Source organism: Acidovorax sp. SUPP1855, from assembly GCF_030158955.1.
GTDB lineage: Bacteria > Pseudomonadota > Gammaproteobacteria > Burkholderiales > Burkholderiaceae_C > Paracidovorax.
The window spans coordinates 21,103-39,810 of record NZ_BQXI01000002.1 but is presented as its reverse complement, the minus strand read 5'-3'; the positions used below and the strand labels follow the sequence as shown (position 1 = coordinate 39,810).

General features: G+C 69.4%; 20 protein-coding genes. 14 read left to right on the top strand and 6 right to left on the bottom strand.

Annotation, left to right across the window (positions count from 1 at the left end; genetic code table 11):
- The first annotated feature begins 121 nt into the window (after positions 1–121).
- Both AVMA1855_RS01840 and AVMA1855_RS01835 read left to right on the top strand, forming a co-directional pair.
- Positions 122–1,279, top strand: a complete 1,158-nt coding sequence (locus AVMA1855_RS01840) for an SGNH/GDSL hydrolase family protein (protein ID WP_284407330.1) — start codon at positions 122–124, stop codon at positions 1,277–1,279.
- A 33-nt stretch (positions 1,280–1,312) separates the two neighbouring features.
- Positions 1,313–1,984 (top strand): OmpW/AlkL family protein, encoded by a 672-nt coding sequence (locus tag AVMA1855_RS01835; RefSeq protein ID WP_284424363.1) that lies wholly within the window; start codon positions 1,313–1,315, stop codon positions 1,982–1,984.
- 93 nt (positions 1,985–2,077) lie between these two features.
- Here AVMA1855_RS01835 and AVMA1855_RS01830 read toward each other — a convergent pair whose 3' ends face one another.
- From AVMA1855_RS01830 to purE, 4 genes are all read right to left on the bottom strand, one after another.
- Positions 2,078–3,031, bottom strand: coding sequence for an SGNH/GDSL hydrolase family protein (locus AVMA1855_RS01830; protein WP_284424362.1), 954 nt, complete (start codon positions 3,029–3,031; stop codon positions 2,078–2,080).
- Between the two features lie 88 nt (positions 3,032–3,119).
- Positions 3,120–4,130 (bottom strand): L-threonylcarbamoyladenylate synthase, encoded by a 1,011-nt coding sequence (locus AVMA1855_RS01825; protein ID WP_284424361.1) that lies wholly within the window; start codon positions 4,128–4,130, stop codon positions 3,120–3,122.
- Positions 4,131–4,150: 20 nt separating this feature from the next.
- Complete coding sequence (locus AVMA1855_RS01820) at positions 4,151–5,323, bottom strand: 5-(carboxyamino)imidazole ribonucleotide synthase (protein WP_284424360.1); 1,173 nt, start codon at positions 5,321–5,323, stop codon at positions 4,151–4,153.
- Entirely contained in the window at positions 5,320–5,817 is a 498-nt protein-coding gene (gene purE, locus AVMA1855_RS01815) for a 5-(carboxyamino)imidazole ribonucleotide mutase (RefSeq protein ID WP_272566742.1), read from the bottom strand. The genes AVMA1855_RS01820 and purE overlap by 4 nt, the downstream gene beginning before the upstream one ends.
- 93 nt (positions 5,818–5,910) lie before the next feature.
- On the opposite strand from purE, the gene trxA reads away from it, so the two are divergent.
- Both trxA and AVMA1855_RS01805 read left to right on the top strand, forming a co-directional pair.
- A complete protein-coding gene (gene trxA, locus AVMA1855_RS01810) occupies positions 5,911–6,819 on the top strand; it encodes a thioredoxin (RefSeq protein ID WP_284424359.1) in 909 nt (302 codons plus the stop codon).
- A gap of 32 nt (positions 6,820–6,851) precedes the next feature.
- Complete coding sequence (locus AVMA1855_RS01805; RefSeq protein ID WP_284424358.1) at positions 6,852–7,658, top strand: META domain-containing protein; 807 nt, start codon at positions 6,852–6,854, stop codon at positions 7,656–7,658.
- Positions 7,659–7,716: 58 nt separating this feature from the next.
- Here AVMA1855_RS01805 and AVMA1855_RS01800 read toward each other — a convergent pair whose 3' ends face one another.
- Positions 7,717–8,637 (bottom strand): phosphoribosylaminoimidazolesuccinocarboxamide synthase, encoded by a 921-nt coding sequence (locus tag AVMA1855_RS01800; protein ID WP_272566745.1) that lies wholly within the window; start codon positions 8,635–8,637, stop codon positions 7,717–7,719.
- A gap of 422 nt (positions 8,638–9,059) precedes the next feature.
- Between AVMA1855_RS01800 and hpf the strand changes: the two genes are divergently transcribed.
- From hpf to hprK, 3 genes are all read left to right on the top strand, one after another.
- Entirely contained in the window at positions 9,060–9,395 is a 336-nt protein-coding gene (gene hpf / locus AVMA1855_RS01795; protein WP_272566746.1) for a ribosome hibernation-promoting factor, HPF/YfiA family, read from the top strand.
- A gap of 123 nt (positions 9,396–9,518) precedes the next feature.
- Complete coding sequence (locus tag AVMA1855_RS01790) at positions 9,519–9,989, top strand: PTS sugar transporter subunit IIA (protein ID WP_272550568.1); 471 nt, start codon at positions 9,519–9,521, stop codon at positions 9,987–9,989.
- A gap of 34 nt (positions 9,990–10,023) precedes the next feature.
- The gene (gene hprK / locus AVMA1855_RS01785; RefSeq protein WP_272566747.1) at positions 10,024–10,977 is read left to right on the top strand and encodes an HPr(Ser) kinase/phosphatase; all 954 of its coding nucleotides are present in this window, start codon (positions 10,024–10,026) and stop codon (positions 10,975–10,977) included.
- Between the two features lie 46 nt (positions 10,978–11,023).
- On the opposite strand, the gene fur is transcribed toward hprK, so the two are convergent.
- A complete protein-coding gene (gene fur, locus AVMA1855_RS01780) occupies positions 11,024–11,458 on the bottom strand; it encodes a ferric iron uptake transcriptional regulator (RefSeq protein ID WP_272566748.1) in 435 nt (144 codons plus the stop codon).
- Positions 11,459–11,550: 92 nt separating this feature from the next.
- Here fur and AVMA1855_RS01775 point away from each other — a divergent pair, with 92 nt between their 5' ends.
- The 7 genes from AVMA1855_RS01775 (at position 11,551) to holA (ending at position 18,688) form a co-directional block, all read left to right on the top strand.
- On the top strand, positions 11,551–12,099 hold the full coding sequence (locus AVMA1855_RS01775; RefSeq protein ID WP_284401583.1) for an outer membrane protein assembly factor BamE: 549 nt from the start codon (positions 11,551–11,553) through the stop codon (positions 12,097–12,099).
- Positions 12,100–12,157: 58 nt separating this feature from the next.
- Positions 12,158–13,006, top strand: coding sequence for a 4-hydroxy-tetrahydrodipicolinate reductase (dapB, locus tag AVMA1855_RS01770; RefSeq protein WP_284424357.1), 849 nt, complete (start codon positions 12,158–12,160; stop codon positions 13,004–13,006).
- 17 nt (positions 13,007–13,023) lie between these two features.
- Positions 13,024–13,710: a MotA/TolQ/ExbB proton channel family protein gene (locus AVMA1855_RS01765; protein ID WP_284424356.1), complete on the top strand. Its 687-nt coding sequence runs from the start codon at positions 13,024–13,026 to the stop codon at positions 13,708–13,710.
- Between the two features lie 30 nt (positions 13,711–13,740).
- Positions 13,741–14,211 carry an ExbD/TolR family protein gene (locus AVMA1855_RS01760; RefSeq protein ID WP_284424355.1) on the top strand — a complete coding sequence of 157 codons (471 nt, stop codon included), beginning with the start codon at positions 13,741–13,743 and terminating at the stop codon, positions 14,209–14,211.
- Between the two features lie 139 nt (positions 14,212–14,350).
- Positions 14,351–17,032, top strand: coding sequence for a leucine--tRNA ligase (gene leuS / locus AVMA1855_RS01755; protein ID WP_284424354.1), 2,682 nt, complete (start codon positions 14,351–14,353; stop codon positions 17,030–17,032).
- A 2-nt stretch (positions 17,033–17,034) separates the two neighbouring features.
- Entirely contained in the window at positions 17,035–17,535 is a 501-nt protein-coding gene (locus AVMA1855_RS01750; RefSeq protein WP_272566755.1) for an LPS-assembly lipoprotein LptE, read from the top strand.
- Positions 17,536–17,635: 100 nt separating this feature from the next.
- Positions 17,636–18,688, top strand: coding sequence for a DNA polymerase III subunit delta (gene holA, locus AVMA1855_RS01745; protein ID WP_284424353.1), 1,053 nt, complete (start codon positions 17,636–17,638; stop codon positions 18,686–18,688).
- The last annotated feature ends 20 nt before the right edge of the window (positions 18,689–18,708 follow it).

The window sequence follows — 18,708 nt, the reverse complement described above, 5'->3', positions numbered from 1 at the left end:
CGGGCGCCTGCGCGCGGCGCGGCTATCGGTAGTTCCCCTGTGCGGCCCCGGGCGGTGCGGGTTTACGATGGGCCTCAGTAAAACGCACGACCGTGCTATTTTCAACCTGACGGAGAACACCTTGATCTCGAAAACCACTAAAAACAGAGCTTCCTGGGCGGTGACGGCATTGGCGGCAGCCGCTTTGCTGGCGGCCTGCGGGGGCGGCGGCTCGGACACGACGCCCGCCGTGAGCGTGAAGTCCGTGAAGGTCATGGGCGACAGCCTGGCCGACAGCGGCACGTTCGGCTTCAAGTTCACCGTGCAGGGCACGGCGGCCACGGGCGCCGGCTCCAGTTCCGTCTGGCCCGAGCGCGTCGCCACGAGCTACGGGCAGACGCTGTGCGCGCACTACCAGTCGACCGGCACCACGTTCGGCACGCGGGCGGAATGCACCAACTACGCCGTGGGCGGCGGGCGCATCAACAACTTCACCGCGCCCACCTCGCCGGTCTCCATCACCAAGCAGATCCAGGATGCCGGCGCGGCCGGATTCACCGACACCGACCTGGTGCTGATCGACGGCGGTGCCAACGACGCGGCCGACCTGATCGGCGCCTACCTGCGCGCCTCGAGCGACGGCGGCGCCACCTACCGCGCCGTGCTGGGCACGCTGCTGGACGCCAACACCGTGAACACCGCCCTGGCCGGCGGCGCGACCGGCATGGCGCAGGTGGGCGGGCTGTACATGCAGACGCTGGCCACGCGTTTCGCGGCCACCATCAAGACCAACACGCTGGACAAGGGCGCCAAGCGCGTCGCGGTGCTCAACGCCCCGGGCATCACCCTCACCCCGCGGTTCCGACTGGTGGTGGCTTCCATCGCGGCCGCCAACGGCGCGGCCGCCGCCGCCCAGGCCGAAGCCCTGTTCGACGGCTGGATCCAGGCCTACAATGCCCGCCTGGCCACCAGCCTGGGGACCGACAGCCGCCTGGCCCTGGTGGACTTCTACAGCTCGTTCAAGGACCAGGCCACCAACCCGGCCCAGTACCAGCTGACCAACGTCTCGACCGCTGCCTGCCCAGCCACCGGCGTGGGCAGCGATGGCCTGCCGACCTACTCCTTCCCGACCTGCACGTCGGCCGCCCTGTCGGCCCGCACGCCCCCTGCAGGCGCCACGGGCGGTGCCGACTGGTGGAAGTCCTACGGCTTTGCCGACAGCTTCCACCCCACGCCGTACGGCCACCAGCTGGTCGCCCAACTGGTGTCGCGTTCCCTGTCCACCGCCGGCTGGCTCTGATTGCCCAGGCCCCATTCCCTTCGAGGAGTTTTCATGAAGCCATTTTCCTGGGCCTGCGTGGCGATCGCCGCGGCCGCCGCCTGCGGCACGGCCAGCGCACAAGTCGCCGGCACGCTGAGCCTGCGCGCCGGCGTGACCCAAATCTCGCCCCAAGTCAAAAGCGGCAACCTGAGCGCGCCGAGCTTTCCCGGCACCCGCGTGGACGTGCATTCCGCCACGGCCCTGACCGGCGGCCTGAACTACATGTTGACCGACCACTGGGCGGTGGACGTGCCCATCGGCCTGCCGTTCAAGCACTCGTTCTACGGTGACGGCGCCATCGGCGGCGTGGGCAAGGTGGGCGAGACCAAGGTGGTGCCCGCCACGGTGTTCGCGCAGTACCGTTTCCAGGAGGCCAACGCGGCCTTCCGGCCGTATGCCGGGCTGGGCGTGACCTACGCCAAGTTCTTCAAGGAGCGCACCACCGCCACGCTGAACGGGCTGACGGGTGGCACACCGACCAATCCCACCACCGCGTCGATCGACGACAAGTGGGGCGTCACCGCGCAGGTCGGCTTCGTATGGCAGTTCAACGAGCGCTGGTTCCTGGACGCGGCCTATTACAAAGGCTTCCTCAAGACCACCACGCGCCTGTCGAGCGGGCAGAACATCGACATCAAGCTCAACCCCAACGTGTTCGCGGTCGGGATCGGCTACCGGTTCTGAGGCCCCCCGCCGGGCCCCGTGCCGCACGGAGCCCGCGGCACCATCAAAAAAGCCGACCCGAGGGTCGGCTTTTTCGCGTGGGCTGCGAGGCGCTTACCAGCGGGCGCGCAGGCGGTCGTACGCGTAGGTGCCGAACTGGCGCTGGGCCGAGGGCGTGAAGTACACGCGGTCGGCGAACACGTACTTGTCCTGGGCGGCGCCCGTCAGCAGCGTGGAGGCGTTGCACAGCAGCGAGTTGACCTGGCCTGCGCCGATGCCGATGCCGTTGTTGGGGTCCACCGAGGTGCAGACGGCGTTGTCCTTGTCGGTGAAGCCGTAGCCCGAAGGCGAGCCCACGAACACGTTGCCGTAGTAGGCCAGATCGACATACAGCACCGTGGTGCCGAGGTCTTCGATGTTCACCAGCAGGGCCTGGTTGAACTGCGTGCTGGCGTTGCTCAGCAGCGTGGTCTGGTTGATGCCCACGGCCCAGGGGCTCTTGCCCAGGTCGTAGGTGCCGGTCACCACCACGTGCTTGGCACCCGCGTTGGACAGGCGGCGCACCTGCGCGGCCAGTTCCTTGCCGGCCGTGGCCGCGTTGGTGAGGAACTGCGCGCTGGTCTGCGTGCCCGCGTTCACTGCGGCCATGCCGGCGATCACGTCGCTGATGCCGCCGTTGATCAGCACCAGGTCGTTGTCGGCGAAGCCGCCCTTGGACAGGAAGGTGTCGATCTGCTGGGTGACGGACGGGGTGGTGGTCCGGCCGGCGGCGTCGGTGGTGGCCGTCACGCGGGCGTTGCCCTGCGCGTAGCCCGTGCCGCCCGCCGCGGCGGCGGTGAAGCTCTTGCCGTAGTTGTTGGCGATCTGCTGGGCCCAGTTGTTGATGCTGCCGTCGTTGACCGTGTAGCGGGCCCCGTTCTGGCCGATGTCGGTGAAGCCGTCACCGAACGTGATGAACCGGTCGGGCGTGATGGCCGACTCGGTTGTGCTCGAACCGCAAGCCGCGAGCAACGTGGCCGTTGCACAAGCGGCGACCACGAGGGTGCGGCGCATCCAATTTGCTGCCATGGGTTTTTCTCCAGAAAATGTGGCGAGAGTTTAACGACTGGCGCGGCACGGCCTGCAACAGGGCGTGCCGCGGGACATGCAATCCGGGTTATGCGGCCGCGGCACGCTGCAGGCGGTCTCGCACGCCTTCCCATTCGGGGGTGGCGGGCGGGGCTTCGATCCAGATCAGCTTCACACCGTCGTCATCGAAGGCGCGCAGCACGGCAAAGAGCTGCTGGGCGGTGGCCGTGGCGTCGTCGGGCATGCGCCGCACCTGGACTTTGGCCGAGCGCGAGCGCAGCGGGGTGCGCGCATAGACGGCCAGGTGCGCGGCATCGGCGCCCAGCAGGTCCAGCCCGGTCTGCAGCGCCTTGGCCTCCATCAGCCGCACCTTGGCGGCCGGGGCGTAATGGGCCTCCAGGGTGCCCGACGCGCGCGGGGTGTGCGCGGGCAGGTCGTCTTTCGACAGCGGCGCCAGGCCGCACGCCTGGGCGATCTGCGCGCGGGTGATGGCGCCGGGCCGCAGCAGCACCGGCACGCCGCGCGTGCAATCGATGATGGTCGATTCGATGCCCACGCCGCAGGGCCCGCCGTCCAGCACCAGCAGCGCCTCGCCCAGCTCGTCCTGCACGTGCAGGGCGGTGGTGGGGCTCACGCGGCCGAAGCGGTTGGCGCTGGGCGCGGCCACGCCCCACACGGGGCGGCCCTCCAGCGCCGGGTCGTCCGATGCGCCGGCGCGCAGCACGGCCTGGGCGACGGGGTGGGCGGGGCAGCGCAGGCCCACGCTGTCCTGGCCGCCCGTGGCGGCCGTGGCCACGCCGGGCCGGCGCGGCAGGATGAGGGTGAGCGGGCCGGGCCAGAACGCATCGACCAGCGCCTGCGCGAACGCCGGCACTTCGCTGGCGAAGTGGGCAATGCCGCCGGCATCGGCCACGTGCACGATCAGCGGGTGGTCGCTCGGCCGGCCCTTGGCGGCGAAGATCTGCGCCACGGCGGCATCGCTGGCCGCGTCGGCGGCCAGGCCGTACACCGTCTCGGTGGGCAGGCCCAGCAGCGCGCCCGTGCGCAGGGCGCGCGCGGCGGCGGCGATGGATTCGGGGCGTTGGCCGTCGAGGATCATGTCGTGTGCGGGCCCCGGGTTCAGAAGGCTTCGATGCCCAGCAGCGCCGCCGCCTGCAGCGCCGTGGCGCGCGCGGCCTCGGCGCTCGGGGCCGTCACGTTCAGGTGGCCCATCTTGCGGCCGGGCTTGGCGTCGGCCTTGCCGTAAAGGTGCAAGTGCGTGCCCGGCAGCGCCAGCACCGCGTCCCATGCGGGCGTGCGGGCGTGCGGGCCGTGCGTGAACCACAGGTCGCCCAGCAGGTTGAGCATGACGGCGGGGCTGTGCTGGCGCGGCTGCGTGAGCGGCAGGCCAGCCATGGTGCGCACCTGCAATTCGAACTGCGAGACGTCGCATGCGTTCTGGCTGTAGTGGCCGCTGTTGTGCGGGCGCGGGGCGATCTCGTTGACCACCAGTTCGCCGCCGTCGAGCACGAAGAACTCCACGCACAGCACACCCACGTAATTCAGGCCGTTTGCTATCGATTTGGAAGCGTCGACGGCATGTTTCACTAGGGCATGAGGCACATTTCCCTCGTAAACCTCGGTGACCGCCAGAATGCCGTCCCGGTGCAGGTTGCGCTGCACGGGCAGGTGCACGCAGGTGCCGTCGGCGCCGCGCGCCACGATCACCGAGCATTCGAGGGCCAGGGGCAGCATCTTTTCCAGCACGCAGGGCACGCCGCCCATGGCCTGCCACGCGGCGGCGAGTTCGGCCGGCGTCTTCACGCGGGACTGGCCCTTGCCGTCGTAGCCCATGCGCGCCGTCTTCAGGATGCCGGGCAGAAGATCGGGCGCCACGGCCGCCAGATCGGCGGCGGTCTCGATCACCGCGTAGGGCGCGCAGGGCACGCCGCAGCGCACGAAATGGGCTTTCTCCTGGGCGCGGTCCTGCGCAATGGCCACGGCGCTCGCCGCCGGTGCCACCGGGCGCTCGGCGCCCAGCGTGCGCAGCGCCTGGGCCGGCACGTTCTCGAATTCGGTCGTGATGGCATCGCACAGGCCGGCCAGCCGGGCGAGGCCGTCCGGGTCCTCGTAGGCGGTGCGGATGTGGTGGTGGCTCACCCGGCCGGCGGGGCTGTCCGCGTCGGCATCCAGCACGGCCGTGAAGTAGCCCATGGCCTGCGCCGCGTGCATGAACATGCGGCCGAGCTGGCCGCCGCCCACCACGCCGAGCGTGCTGCCGGGCAGCAGCGGGGGCGTAGGCTGCGCGCTCATGCGGACACCGGCGGCAGGGCCATGGCGCGCGCCGCGGCGGTCTGCTCGGCGCGGAAGGCCTCGAGCCGCTCGCGCAGGGCGGGGTCCTCGGTGGCCAGCAGGGCCACGGCGAACAGCGCCGCATTGGCCGCACCCGCCGTGCCGATGGCGAACGTCGCCACCGGAATGCCCTTGGGCATCTGCACGATGCTGTGCAGCGAATCGACGCCCTGCAGGTGGCGGCTGGCCACCGGCACGCCGAGCACCGGCACGGTGGTCTTGGCGGCGATCATGCCCGGCAGGTGGGCCGCGCCCCCGGCACCGGCGATGATGGCCTTGAGCCCCGCGCCGGCCGCTGCCTCGGCATAGGCGAACATGTCGTCCGGCATGCGGTGGGCCGAGACCACGCGGGCTTCGTGGGCGATGCCGAATTGCTGGAGAATCTGCACTGCGTGCTGCATGGTCTCCCAGTCGCTGCTGGAGCCCATGACCACACCGATCTGGATGGGTTTCATGTGAGTGGGGCGCTGGCCGAACCGGCCGCCCGCCGAAGTGGAACCCGCGATTTTACTTTTTGTGTGCCGAGCGCACCCACCGGGCCTGAACACATGATCGACGTCACCGTAGAAAATTTTGAAACCGAAGTCATCGCCGCCTCGATGGACGTGCCCGTGCTGGTGGACTTCTGGGCGCCCTGGTGCGGCCCGTGCAAGTCGCTCGGGCCCATCCTGGAGAAGCTGGAGACCGAGTACGAGGGCCGCTTCAAGCTCGTGAAGATCGACTCCGACCAGGAGCAGCAGATCGCCGGCATGTTCGGCATCCGCAGCATTCCCACCTGCGTGCTGCTGATGAACGGCCAGCCCGTCGATGGCTTCATGGGCGCCCAGCCCGAGGGGCAGGTGCGGGCCTTCCTCGATAAGCACGTGCCCACCGCCGAGTCGGCCCTGGCCGAGCAGGAGGAGGAGCTGGCGCAGGACGCGCTGGCCGACGGCGATACCGACACCGCGCTGGAAAAGCTGCAGCACGCCGTCGCCACCGACCCCGCCAACGACGACGCCCGCTTCGACTACGTGAAGCTGCTGCTGCAGCTGGGCCGCGAGGACGACGCCAAGGTCGCCTTCGCCCCCGTGATCGCCAAGGCCCCGGCATCGCGCAAGCTGGGTGCGCTCAAGGCCTGGATGGATGCGATCGATTTCGTGGCCAGGGAGGCGAACGGCCCTTCGGCATTGGCCGATTTCGATGCCGGGATTGCCGCCAACCGCCGCGATTTCGACGCCCGCTTCGGCCGGGCGCGCTGGTTCATCGCGCACCAGCGCTGGACCGAGGCCATGGACGAACTGCTGGAAATCCTCATGCGCGACAAGGCCTGGAGCGACGAGGCCGCGCGCAAGACCTATGTGGCCGTGCTCGAGATCATCGAGCCGCCCCGGGTGAAGGTGGCCGAAGGCCAGATCCCACCGGAAGACCCGACGGTCGCCACCTACCGCCGCCGCCTGTCCAGCGTGGTGCTGAGCTGACCGGCGCCCCAGCCACCGAAGCCGCCCGGTCCATGGGCGCTGAACGGGCCCGTGCGGCGGCCCTGGCCGTGGCCTCGGTGCTGGCTCTCGCCCTGGCGGGCTGCGCCACATCGCCCCCGCCCGATGCCATGGTCATCGGCACGGTGTTCTCGCGTGAGCGCCTTTACGTGCCCCCCGACGAGCCGGCCGTGTTCGAGGCGGCGCTGCTCGACGTCTCGCGGCCCGATGCGCCGCCCACGGTGCTCGGGCGCCAGCGCATCGAGCTGCCGGGGCCGCCGCCGTACCAGTTGCAGATTCCTTTCCGGTCCGCGCTCACGCAGCCGCTGCTGCCGGGCCGCTACCGGGTTCGCGCCTCGCTGTCCCTGCAAGGCTATGTGCGGTTCGCCTCCGATGGCATCCATCCGCTGCCGCCGGACCCGGCCTATCGGCGCGTGGATGTCGAGCTGCACCGCCTGCCTCTGGACAAGGCGACCGCGCAGGCCGAGGTGCCGCTGCGGCAGACCTACTGGCGGTTGGTGGAAATCGACGACACGGCCGTGCCGCCGGCCCCCGCTGGCGCGCCCGAGCCGCATCTGGTGCTGGACAGCGAAGGGGGACAAGCGCGCGGGGCAGGGGGCTGCAACCGCTTTTTGGCGAGCTACGCGGTCGATGGCGTGCGTCTGCGGATGACGCAGATCAACACGACCCTGCAGCTGTGCCTGCAGACGGCCACCCTGGAGGGCCGTTTCATGCACGCGCTGGACGAAGTCCGGACCTACCGCCAGGAAGGGCGGCAACTGCTGCTGTTCGGCGAAGAGGCGCGCGTGCTGCTGCGGCTGGAGGCCATCGAGCTGGAGTGAGGCGGCCGCACGGGCCGCCCGATGCCGCTGCGCTCCCTGGCGCGCGCGGCAGGGCCGTTCAGCCTACCAGGCGCTCGAGCGCCTCGCGGTACTTGGCGGCGGTCTTCTCGACCACCTCGCGCGGCAGGCGCGGGGCGGGCGCGGTCTTGTTCCAGGGCTTGCCGTTGATCTGCGTCTGCTCCAGCCAGTCGCGCACGAACTGCTTGTCGTAGCTGGGCGGGTTCTCGCCGGCGGCCAGAGCGCTTTCGTAGCCTTCCACGGGCCAGTAGCGCGAGCTGTCGGGCGTGAGCACCTCGTCCATCAGCACCAGCGTGCCGTCGGGCGCGAGGCCGAACTCGAACTTGGTGTCGGCAATGATCATGCCCTTTTCCAGCGCGATGGCCGCAGCCTCCTGGTAGATGGCGATGCTGAGGTCGCGGATCTTCGTGGCCAGCTCGATGCCGATCATCTCCACCGTGCGCTCGAAGGTGATGTTCTCGTCGTGCTCGCCCATCGCGGCCTTGGCGGCCGGGGTGTAGATGGGCTGCGGCAGCTTGGCCGCGTTGGTCAGGCCCTCGGGCAGCTGCACGCCGCACACGGCGCGCGATTCCTGGTATTCCTTCCAGCCGCTGCCGGCCAGGTAGCCGCGCACCACCGCTTCCACCGGAATCGGCTGCAAGCGCTGCACCAGCATCGAGCGGCCCCGCACCTGGGGTGCTTCGTCCGGCGTCACCACGCTCTCGGGGTCGTCGCCCGTCAGGTGGTTGGGGCACAGGTGGCCCAGCTTGTCGAACCAGAACAGTGCCATCTGTGTGAGCAGCTCGCCCTTGCCCGGAATCGGCTCGCCCATGATCACGTCGAAGGCCGAGAGGCGGTCGCTGGCCACCATCAGGATGCGGTCGTCGCCCACGGCGTAGTTGTCGCGCACCTTGCCGCGCGCGAGCAGCGGCAGGGACGTGAGGGCGGAGGTGTGCAGTGCGGAGGAAAGGGGCAGGGTCATGGTGGGTGAAGCGATTGCGAACGGGAAAGCCGCGGCTTTCGGCGGCAGGGCCGGCCAGCCCGCGATTTTAGGGCGCGAGCCGGGATGGCCGGTGCAGGGCGGTCGGGAGGGTGGGGCGTGGGCCGGGACCGCAGCGGACGGCGGGCCATCGCGTCGGCAGGGCGCCGTGCCGGCGGTGCGCCCCGCGAAGGCGTCTGCGCTGTGTGCCGCGGAGCAAAGCCAAGCTATTTTGCGCCGTTTTTCGGCCCTTGGCACCTGGGAGGGCAAGACCCGACAGCCGACTTCGGTATGCGTTTGCAATTGCCCGGGGGCGGGCGCATAGTGAATCCAACACATGCATGAGTTGACCTTTCGCCGGGCCGTCCTTCCACCAGACCTTTGAGGACGGCGCTTCTTCAACGCAAGCCCAGGAGGCCAGTTTTATGAACCTGACGATCAGCGGTCACCACCTCGAAGTCACTCCCGCATTGCGCGCCCATGTGACGGAAAAGCTGGACATCATCAGCAAGCATTTCGACCAGGTGGTCGACGTCAAGGTGCTGCTCACCGTCGAGAAGCAAAAGGAGAAGGAAAAACGCCAGCGCGCGGAATGCAACGTGCATGTGAAAGGCAGTGATCTGTTCGCCGAGAGTTCCCATTCCGACCTGTACGTGGCCGTGAACGACCTGGTGGAAAAGCTGGACCGCCAGGTGGTCCGCCACAAGGACCGCATCCAGAACCACCACCATGGCGCCATCAAGCGGGAGCTGGTGGCCTGATGGGTGCCGGGGCCTGAGCAGCCAGGCCCTTCGCCACGCCGCCCCCCAGGGGCGGTTTTTTTTATGCCCCCCGCAAAGTGCTCAGGGTTTATGCTAGGGGGTGCATAATCGCAACCCTCCACCATGAACCGTCTTGCCTCCATCCTGCCTGCCGCTCAAGTGCTCGTGAGCGTCGACGCCACCAGCAAAAAGCGCGCTTTCGAAGAGGCAGGGTTGTTGTTCGAGAGCCAGCACGGCCTGTCGCGCGCCCTCATCACCGACAGCCTCTTCGCCCGCGAGCGGCTGGGCTCCACGGGACTGGGCCACGGTGTCGCCATCCCGCATGGCCGCATCAAGGGCCTGAAGGCGCCGATGGCCGCCGTCTTCCAGCTGGCCCACCCGATCGGTTTCGATGCGCCGGACGAGCAGCCCGTCGGGCTCCTGATCTTCCTGCTGGTGCCCGAGGCGGCCACGCAAAAGCACCTGGAGATCCTGTCCGAGATCGCCGAGCTGCTGAGCGATGGCTCGCTGCGCGAGCGCATCAAGGGCAGCACCGATGCCGCCGAGCTGCACGGCCTGATCGCCGGCTGGCAGTCCGCCCAGGCCACCGCCTGACCCCGCCGCCGCCGCTGCAAACGCTGAACCTTCCGTGAAACCCAACGTCGTCAGCGCCGATGTCCTGTTCGAGGAGTTCCGCGGCCCGCTGAAGTGGGAATGGGTCGCCGGCCTCGGGGCCTCCGAGCGGCGCTTCGACGAGGTGGCCGTGCGCTCCGCGCGCTCCGGCGCCGACCTGGTGGGCTACCTCAATTACATCCACCCGTACCGGGTGCAGATCCTGGGCGAGCGCGAAACCGCCTACCTCACCAACGCGACGCCCGAGGACTGCAAGCGCCGCATCGCCCGCATCGTCACGCTGGAGCCACCCGTGCTGGTGCTGGCCGACAGCCAGGTCGCGCCCGATGCGCTGCTGTCCATGTGCGAGCGTGCGCAGATCCCGATGTTCTCCACGCACGAGTCGTCGGCCTTCGTCATCGACGTGCTGCGCGCCTACCTGTCCAAGCACTTCGCCGACCGCACCACCATGCACGGCGTGTTCATGGACATCCTGGGCCTGGGCGTGCTGATCACCGGCGAGTCGGGCCTGGGCAAGAGCGAGCTGGGCCTGGAGCTGATCTCGCGCGGCAACGGCCTGGTGGCCGACGACGCGGTGGACCTGTTCCGCATCAACCAGACCACCATCGAGGGCAAGTGCCCCGACCTGCTGCAGAACCTGCTGGAAGTGCGCGGCATCGGCCTGCTGGACATCCGCGCGATCTTCGGCGAGACCGCCGTGCGGCGCAAGATGCGGCTCAAGCTCATCGTGCACCTGGTGCGCAAGGAAACGCTGGAGCGCGACTACGAACGCATGCCCTACGAGCCCCTCACGCAGGACGTGCTGGGTGTGCCGGTGCTCAAGGTGGTGATCCAGGTGGTGGCGGGCCGCAACATCGCCGTGCTGGTCGAGGCGGCCGTGCGCAACACCATCCTGAACCTGCGCGGGATCGACACCTACCAGGAATTCGTGGAGCGGCACCGCCGCGCCATGGAGCGCGACGGCTCCTGACCATCGCGCCGCGTCCCGGGCCCGCCGGGCGGCGCGCGCCCGCTGCTCAGCGGTGCTGCGTGGTGGCCAGCTTGGCGCAGGTGGCGCACTGGCCGTACAGCGCCATCGAGTGGTCCTGCACCACCCAGCCCTTCGACTTGGCCACCAGCTGCTGGCGCTTTTCGATCTCGGGGTCGTAGAACTCCTCGACCTTGCCGCAGACCGTGCAGATGAAGTGGTCGTGGTGCTGGCCCTCGTTGAGCTCGTACACCGCCTTGCCGCTTTCGAAGTTGCTGCGGTTCAGGATGCCCGCCTGCTCGAATTGCGTGAGCACGCGGTAAACCGTGGCCAGGCCGATGTCCGAGCGCTCCTGCAGCAGCACGCGGAACACGTCTTCTGCGGTCATGTGGCGCTGCGCGCCCTTCTGGAAGATCTCGAGGATCTTCAGGCGCGGCAGGGTCGCCTTCAGGCCGGTGCTCTTGAGTTCGTCGATGTTCGTCATGACAGGGGTTTCCGTGTACCAAACCAGCGTGCCAAAGCCCGGGAGAAGCTGCCGCTACAATGGGTCGGATCATATCGCCTATGCCTAACTCCATGTCCGTTTCCGCCCGCTGCAGCGCCCGTTGGGCCCTGACCCTGTTGATCGGCGCCAGCTTGACGGCCTGCGGCAGCTTCGACAGCGCCAGCAACCGCGTCGCCAGCCTGGTCACTCCCTACAAGGTGGACGTGGTTCAAGGCAACTTCGTCTCCCGCGAGCAGGTCGAGGCGCTCAAGCCCGGCATGGGGCGCCAGCAGGTCAAGGAAATCCTCGGCACGCCGCTGGTGACCAGCCTGTTCCACGCCGACCGCTGGGAATACGTCTTCACGCTCAAGCGCCCCGGCGTCGAGGTGCAGTCGCGCAAGCTGACCGTGTTCTTCAACGGCGATGTGTTCGAGCGCGCCGAGGGCGACGAGATGCCCACCGAGGCCGAGTTCGTCGCCACCCTGGGCACCCGCACCCCGAAGAACAAGGTGCCGGTGCTGGAGGCGACCGAGGCCCAGCTGGCCAAGTTCCCCAAGCCGGCCGCGCTGCCCGAGCCTGCCGATTCGCCCGTGCCCACGCCGCCGTCCAGCTACCCGCCGCTGGAATCGTCGACCCGCTGATTTCCGCCGGCCAGGGCCTGGTGCGCACCGGCCCTGCGGCTTAGCCGCTGATCTTTCCATGACCGCCACCACTTCCCCGAACGCATCTCCCTCCACCCCTTGCCGCGTGGCCGTCGCCGGGGCGTCCGGCCGCATGGGGCGCATGCTGATCGAAGCCATCCGCGACACCGGCGGCGAATGCGTGCTGGCCGGCGCGCTCGACGTGGCGGCCAGCCCCGCCATCGGCTCCGACGCCACCGCCTTCCTGGGCCATGCCAGCGGCGTGGCCATCACGGCCGACGTGCGCGAAGGCCTGCGCCACGCCGACGTGCTGATCGACTTCACCCGCCCCGAGGGCACCATGGCCCACCTCGCGGTGTGCGCCGAGACGGGCGTCAAGATGGTGATCGGCACCACGGGCCTGTCCGACGCGCAAAAGGCCGAGATCGCCGCCGCCAGCGCGCGCACCGCCATCCTGCTGTCGCCTAACATGAGCGTGGGCGTGAACGTCACGCTCAAGCTGCTGGAGCTGGCCGGCAAGGCCATGTCCACCGGCTACGACATCGAGATCATCGAGTCCCACCACCGCCACAAGGTGGATGCGCCCTCGGGCACCGCGCTCAAGATGGGCGAGGTCATCGCCCAGGCCCTGGGGCGCGATCTCAAGGACTGCGCCGTCTATGCCCGCGAGGGCATCACGGGAGAGCGCGATCCGTCGAGCATCGGCTTTTCCGCCATCCGCGGCGGCGACATCGTGGGCGACCACACCGTGCTGTTCGCCGGCACCGGCGAGCGCATCGAGATCACCCACAAATCCGCCAGCCGCACGACCTATGCCCAGGGCAGCCTGCGCGCCGTGCGATTCCTCGCCGCGCACCAGACCGGCCTGTTCGACATGTTCGACGTGCTGGGCCTGAACGCCGCCTGACGGCCGGCGCGCACGCGATGGACGGCCTGCACTGGTGGCGTCAGGGCGACGCGGTCACCCAGATCAGCGCGCTGCTGTTGCTGGCCATGTCGGTCGCCAGCTGGGTCGTGATCGTCTGGAAGGCCCTGCTGATGCGCCGTGCCCGCCGTGATGCGGCCCGCGCCATCGCCGCCTTCTGGCAGGCCCCGTCGATCGCCCTGGCGGCCGAGCGCCTGCCCGCCTTCGACCGCGATGGCCTGGTGATGCCGCTGGTGCAGGCGGCCAGCGCCGTGGCCGGCGCCAACCAGGCCCCCGCCACGCTGGCCGCGCGCGGCAGCCTTTCCCAGCAGCTGACGCGCGGCCTGCGCGATGCGCTGCACGGGGTGCTGGGCCGGCTGCAGTTCGGGCAGGTGCTGCTCGCCACCGTGGGCTCCACCGCACCGTTCGTGGGCCTGCTAGGCACCGTGTGGGGCATCTACCATGCGCTCACCGCCATGGCCGGGGCCGGCCAGATCACCATCGACCGCGTGGCGGGCCCGGTGGGCGAGGCGCTGGTGATGACGGCCGCCGGCCTGACCGTGGCCATTCCCGCCGTGCTGGCCTACAACGTGTTCGGCCGCTTCATCGGCCGCACCGAGGCCGACCTGGAAGGCTTCGCGCGCGACCTGCGCGAGCTGGTGCTGGACGAATCCGGCATCGCCGCGCCCGCCGCGGCGAACGACTGACCAGCGACGGACTCCCGCCCCGCACGCGCCATGGCATTCGGCCGACTCGAACGCACCACCGGGCCGCAGCCCATGAGCGACATCAACATGACTCCGCTGGTGGACGTGATGCTGGTGCTAGTGGTCATCTTCATCCTGACCGCGCCGCTGCTGGCCAGCTCGATCCGGCTGGACCTGCCGCGCGCCGACGGCGCCACGCCCGGCGCGCCGCCGCAGTCGGTCACCGTGGTGCTCGACAAGGAGGGCCAGGCCTACCTGGACGACGTGCCGCTCGCCCCGCAGGCGCTGGCCGCGCGCCTCGCGCAGCTGGCCAGGGAGCGGCCCGACACCGAGGTGCAGTTGCGCGCCGACACCGCCGTGCCGTATGGCCGGGTGGTCGAGGTGATGGGGGCGGCCAATGCCGCGGGCCTGCGGCGCATCGGCTTCGTGGCAGACCCGGCCGCGCCGGCCGCCCCTTCCGCTGCTCCAGCCTCTCCCGCCGCTGCTGCCGCTGCCCGCTGACCGGCCGGGCCCTGCGCCAGCCGGGACCGCGCACCGTGTAACGCTTCGCGCCGCCCGCGGCCGGCATCGCGCCTAAAATCCCCGGCTGACACCCCGCTCACTTTCTTTCCTGGCCGCACCGCCGCGGCCCCGCCAACCCATGCAAGACAAATACAACCACACCGAGGTCGAGCGCGCCGCGCAGGGCCACTGGACGGCCACCGATGCCTACCGCGTGACCGAGGATGCGGACCGGAAGAAGTTCTACGCCTGCTCCATGCTGCCCTACCCCAGCGGCAAGCTGCACATGGGCCACGTGCGCAACTACACCATCAACGACATGCTCGCGCGCCAGCTGCGCATGAAGGGCATGAACGTGCTGATGCCAATGGGCTGGGACGCCTTCGGCCTGCCGGCCGAGAACGCGGCGCTCAAGAACGGCGTGCCGCCCGCGCAGTGGACGTACGACAACATCGCGTACATGAAAAAGCAGATGCAGGCGATGGGCCTGGCCATCGACTGGTCGCGCGAGGTCGCCACCTGCGACCCGAGCTACTACCGCTGGAACCAGTGGCTGTTCCTCAAGATGCTGGAAAAGGGCATCGCCTACCGCAAGACCCAGGTCGTCAACTGGGACCCGGTGGACCAGACCGTGCTGGCCAACGAACAGGTGATCGACGGCAAGGGCTGGCGCACCGGTGCCACGGTGGAAAAGCGCGAGATCCCGGGCTACTACCTCAAGATCACCGACTACGCCGAAGAGCTGCTGGGCTTCGTCACCGGCGACCAGCTGCCCGGCTGGCCCGAGCGCGTGAAGCTCATGCAGGAGAACTGGATCGGCAAGAGCGAGGGCGTGCGCTTCGCCTTCCCGCACGACATCCGCGCGGCGGACGGCACGCTGATCGGCGACGGGCGCATGTACGTCTTCACCACGCGCGCCGACACCATCATGGGCGTGACCTTCTGCGCCGTGGCGCCCGAGCACCCGCTGGCCGCGCGCGCGGCGCAGGGCAATCCGGCCATCGCCGCCTTCATCGAGGAGTGCAAGAGCGGCGGCACCACCGAGGCCGAACTGGCCACGCAGGAAAAGAAGGGCGTGCCCACCGGGCTGGTGGTCACGCACCCGATCACCGGCGAGGAAGTGCCCGTGTGGATCGGCAACTACGTGCTCATGGGCTATGGCGACGGCGCCGTGATGGGCGTGCCCGCGCACGACGAGCGCGACTTCGCCTTCGCGCTCAAGTACGGCATCGACATCAAGCAGGTGGTGCTGGTCGATGGCGAGACCTTCGACTACCACCACTGGCAGGACTGGTACGGCGACAAGCAGCGCGGCGTCACCGTCAACTCCGACAGCTTCAGCGGCCTGTCCTACCCCGAGGCCGTGCAGGCCGTGGCGCATGCGCTCGCGCAAAAGGGCCTGGGCGAGACCAAAACGACCTGGCGCCTGCGCGACTGGGGCGTCTCGCGCCAGCGCTACTGGGGCACGCCGATCCCCATCATCCACTGCGACGAGCACGGCGCCGTGCCCGTGCCCGAGAAGGACCTGCCGGTGGTGCTGCCCACCGACTGCGTGCCGGACGGCTCGGGCAATCCGCTGCACCACCACGAGGGCTTCCACGCCGGCGTGACCTGCCCGGTCTGCGGCAAGGCCGCGCGCCGCGAGACCGACACCATGGACACGTTCGTGGACAGCTCGTGGTACTTCATGCGGTATTGCGACCCGAAGAACAGCGAGGCCATGGTGGCCGAGGGCGCCGAGTACTGGATGCCGATGGACCAGTACATCGGCGGTATCGAACACGCGATTCTTCACCTGCTGTATGCGCGCTTCTGGACCAAGGTGATGCGCGATCTCGGCCTGGTCAAGATCGACGAGCCCTTCACCAAGCTGCTCACCCAGGGCATGGTGCTCAACCACATCTACTCGCGCCGCACCGAGCAGGGCGGCAAGGAGTATTTCTGGCCGCACGACGTCGAGCACGTGGTGGACGAGGGCGGCAAGATCGTCGGCGCGAAGCTCAAGAACGCCGTCGGCAGCCTGCCCACGGGCACCGCCATCGACTACGAGGGCGTGGGCACCATGTCCAAGTCCAAGAACAACGGCGTCGATCCGCAGGACCTGATCGAGCGCTACGGCGCCGACACCGCGCGCCTGTACACCATGTTCACCGCGCCGCCCGAGGCCACGCTGGAGTGGAACGACGCGGCCGTTGAAGGCAGCCACCGCTTCCTGCGCCGGGTGTGGAACTTCGGCCTCAAGCTCGCGGCCCTCGACAAGGACGCGGCGCTGGCCAGCGCGGCCGGCGCCACCCGCCTGAAGGAAGTGCCCTTCGGCAAGGAGGCCAAGGCCCTGCGGCTGGAGATCCACACTGTGCTCAAGCAGGTGGACTACGACTACCAGCGCATGCAGTACAACACCGTGGTCTCGGGCGCGATGAAGATGATCAACGCGCTGGAAGACTTCAAGGCCGTGGACAGCGCCGGCGCCCCCGTGGCGATGATCGAAGGCTTCGGCATTTTGCTGCGCGTGCTGTACCCTGCCACGCCCCACATCGCGCACAGCCTGTGGAGCGGCCTGGGCTATGCCGGCGAACTGGGCGACCTGCTCGATGCGCCATGGCCCCAGGCCGATGCCGATGCGCTGGTGCAGGACGAGCTGGAGCTGATGCTGCAGGTCAACGGCAAGCTGCGCGGCTCCATCCGCGTGCCCGCCTCGGCCGACAAGGCCGAGATCGAGCGCACCGCCCTCGCGAGCGAGGCTTTCGTCAAGCAGGCGGACGGCGCCACGCCCAAGAAGATCGTGGTCGTGCCGGGCCGCCTGGTCAACGTGGTCATCTGACAATGCAAAAACGCACCCTCCTGTCGCTGCTGGCCGTGGCGCCCCTGGCCGCCTGCGGCTTTCACCTGCGCCGCGCGCCCGAGTTCCAGTTCCGCTCGCTCTACGTGGAGGCGGGCGGCGGCTCGCCCCTGGCGCGCGAGCTGCAGCGCACGCTGCAGGGCGCGGGCGGCAACCTCACGGTGCTGCGCGATCCCACGCAAAAGACCACGGCCGACGCCATTTTCGAGCTGCTGTCCGAGCAGCGCGAGCGCGTGGTGGTGGGCTACAACGCCTCGGGCCAGGTGCGCGAGTTGCAGCTGCGCCTGCGCATCCACTTTCGCCTGCGCAACCAGCAGGGCGCGGAGCTGATCCCCGACACCGAGCTGCTCCAGCAGCGCGACGTGAGCTACAACGAAAGCATCGCGCTCGCCAAGGAGGCCGAAGAAGCGCTGCTGTACCGCAACATGCAGACCGACCTCGTGCAGCAGCTGCTGCGCCGGCTCGCCGCGGCGCGCCCGGTTTGATGGTTGGCGTCCCGATTGCTATTGATTTGATAGCTATGACCGCATGTTTTTCTAGGGCATGCGGCCTGTTTCATTCAAAGATCCTGCCCTGGCCGCTCCCATGCAAGTCGCTCTGAACCAGCTCGCCGCGCACCTGCAAAAGGGCGTGCGGTCGCTCTACACCTTGCATGGCGACGAACCGCTCCTGCAGCAGGAGGCGGCCGACGCCATCCGCGCGGCGGCGCGGGCCCAGGGCTACACCGAGCGCAGCAGCCACACCGTGGCCGGCGCGCACTTCGACTGGAGCGCCGTGCTGGCCGCCGGCGGCTCGCTCTCGCTCTTCGCCGACAAGCAGATCGTGGAGATCCGCATCCCCTCGGGCAAGCCCGGCAAGGACGGCGGCGCGGCGCTGCAGCAGATCGCCGAGGCCGCGCAGGACAACGACAGCACGCTCACCCTGGTGCTGCTGCCGCGCCTGGACAAGGCCACCCGCACCGGGGGCTGGTTCAGCGCGCTGGACGGCCGGGGCATCTCGGTGCAGATCGACCCGGTGGAGCGCGCCGCGCTGCCGCAGTGGATCGCCCAGCGCCTGTCGCTGCAGGGCCAGCGCGTGGCCGGCGGCGACGAGGGCCAGCGCACGCTGCAGTTCTTCGCCGACCGCGTGGAAGGCAACCTGCTCGCCGCGCACCAGGAGATCGCCAAGCTCGCGCTGCTGCACCCGCCCGGCGAGCTGTCGTGGGCGCAGGTCGAGGCGGCGGTGCTCAACGTGGCGCGCTACGACGTGTTCAAGCTCTCCGAGGCGGTGCTCTCGGGCCAGGTGGCCCGGGTGCAGCGCATGCTCGATGGCCTGCAGGCCGAGGGCGAGGCCGAAGTGCTGGTGCACTGGGCGCTGGCCGAGGACATCCGCGCCTTGAAGCGCGTGAAGGACGCGCTCAACGCCGGCAAGCCCCTGCCCATCGCCCTGCGCGAAAACCGCATCTGGGGCCCCAAGGAACGCCTGTTCGAGCGCATCGCGCCGCGTTTTTCCGACGCGGCCGCGGCCCGGCTGCTGCAGTCCGCGCACACGGTGGACGGCATCGTCAAGGGCCTCAAGGCGCCCGACTGGCCCACCGACGGCTGGCAGGCGCTGCAGCGGCTGGCGCTGCAGCTGTGCAAGGCCTGCGGGGCGCGCTGAGCGCCCGCCGCGCCTTTCGA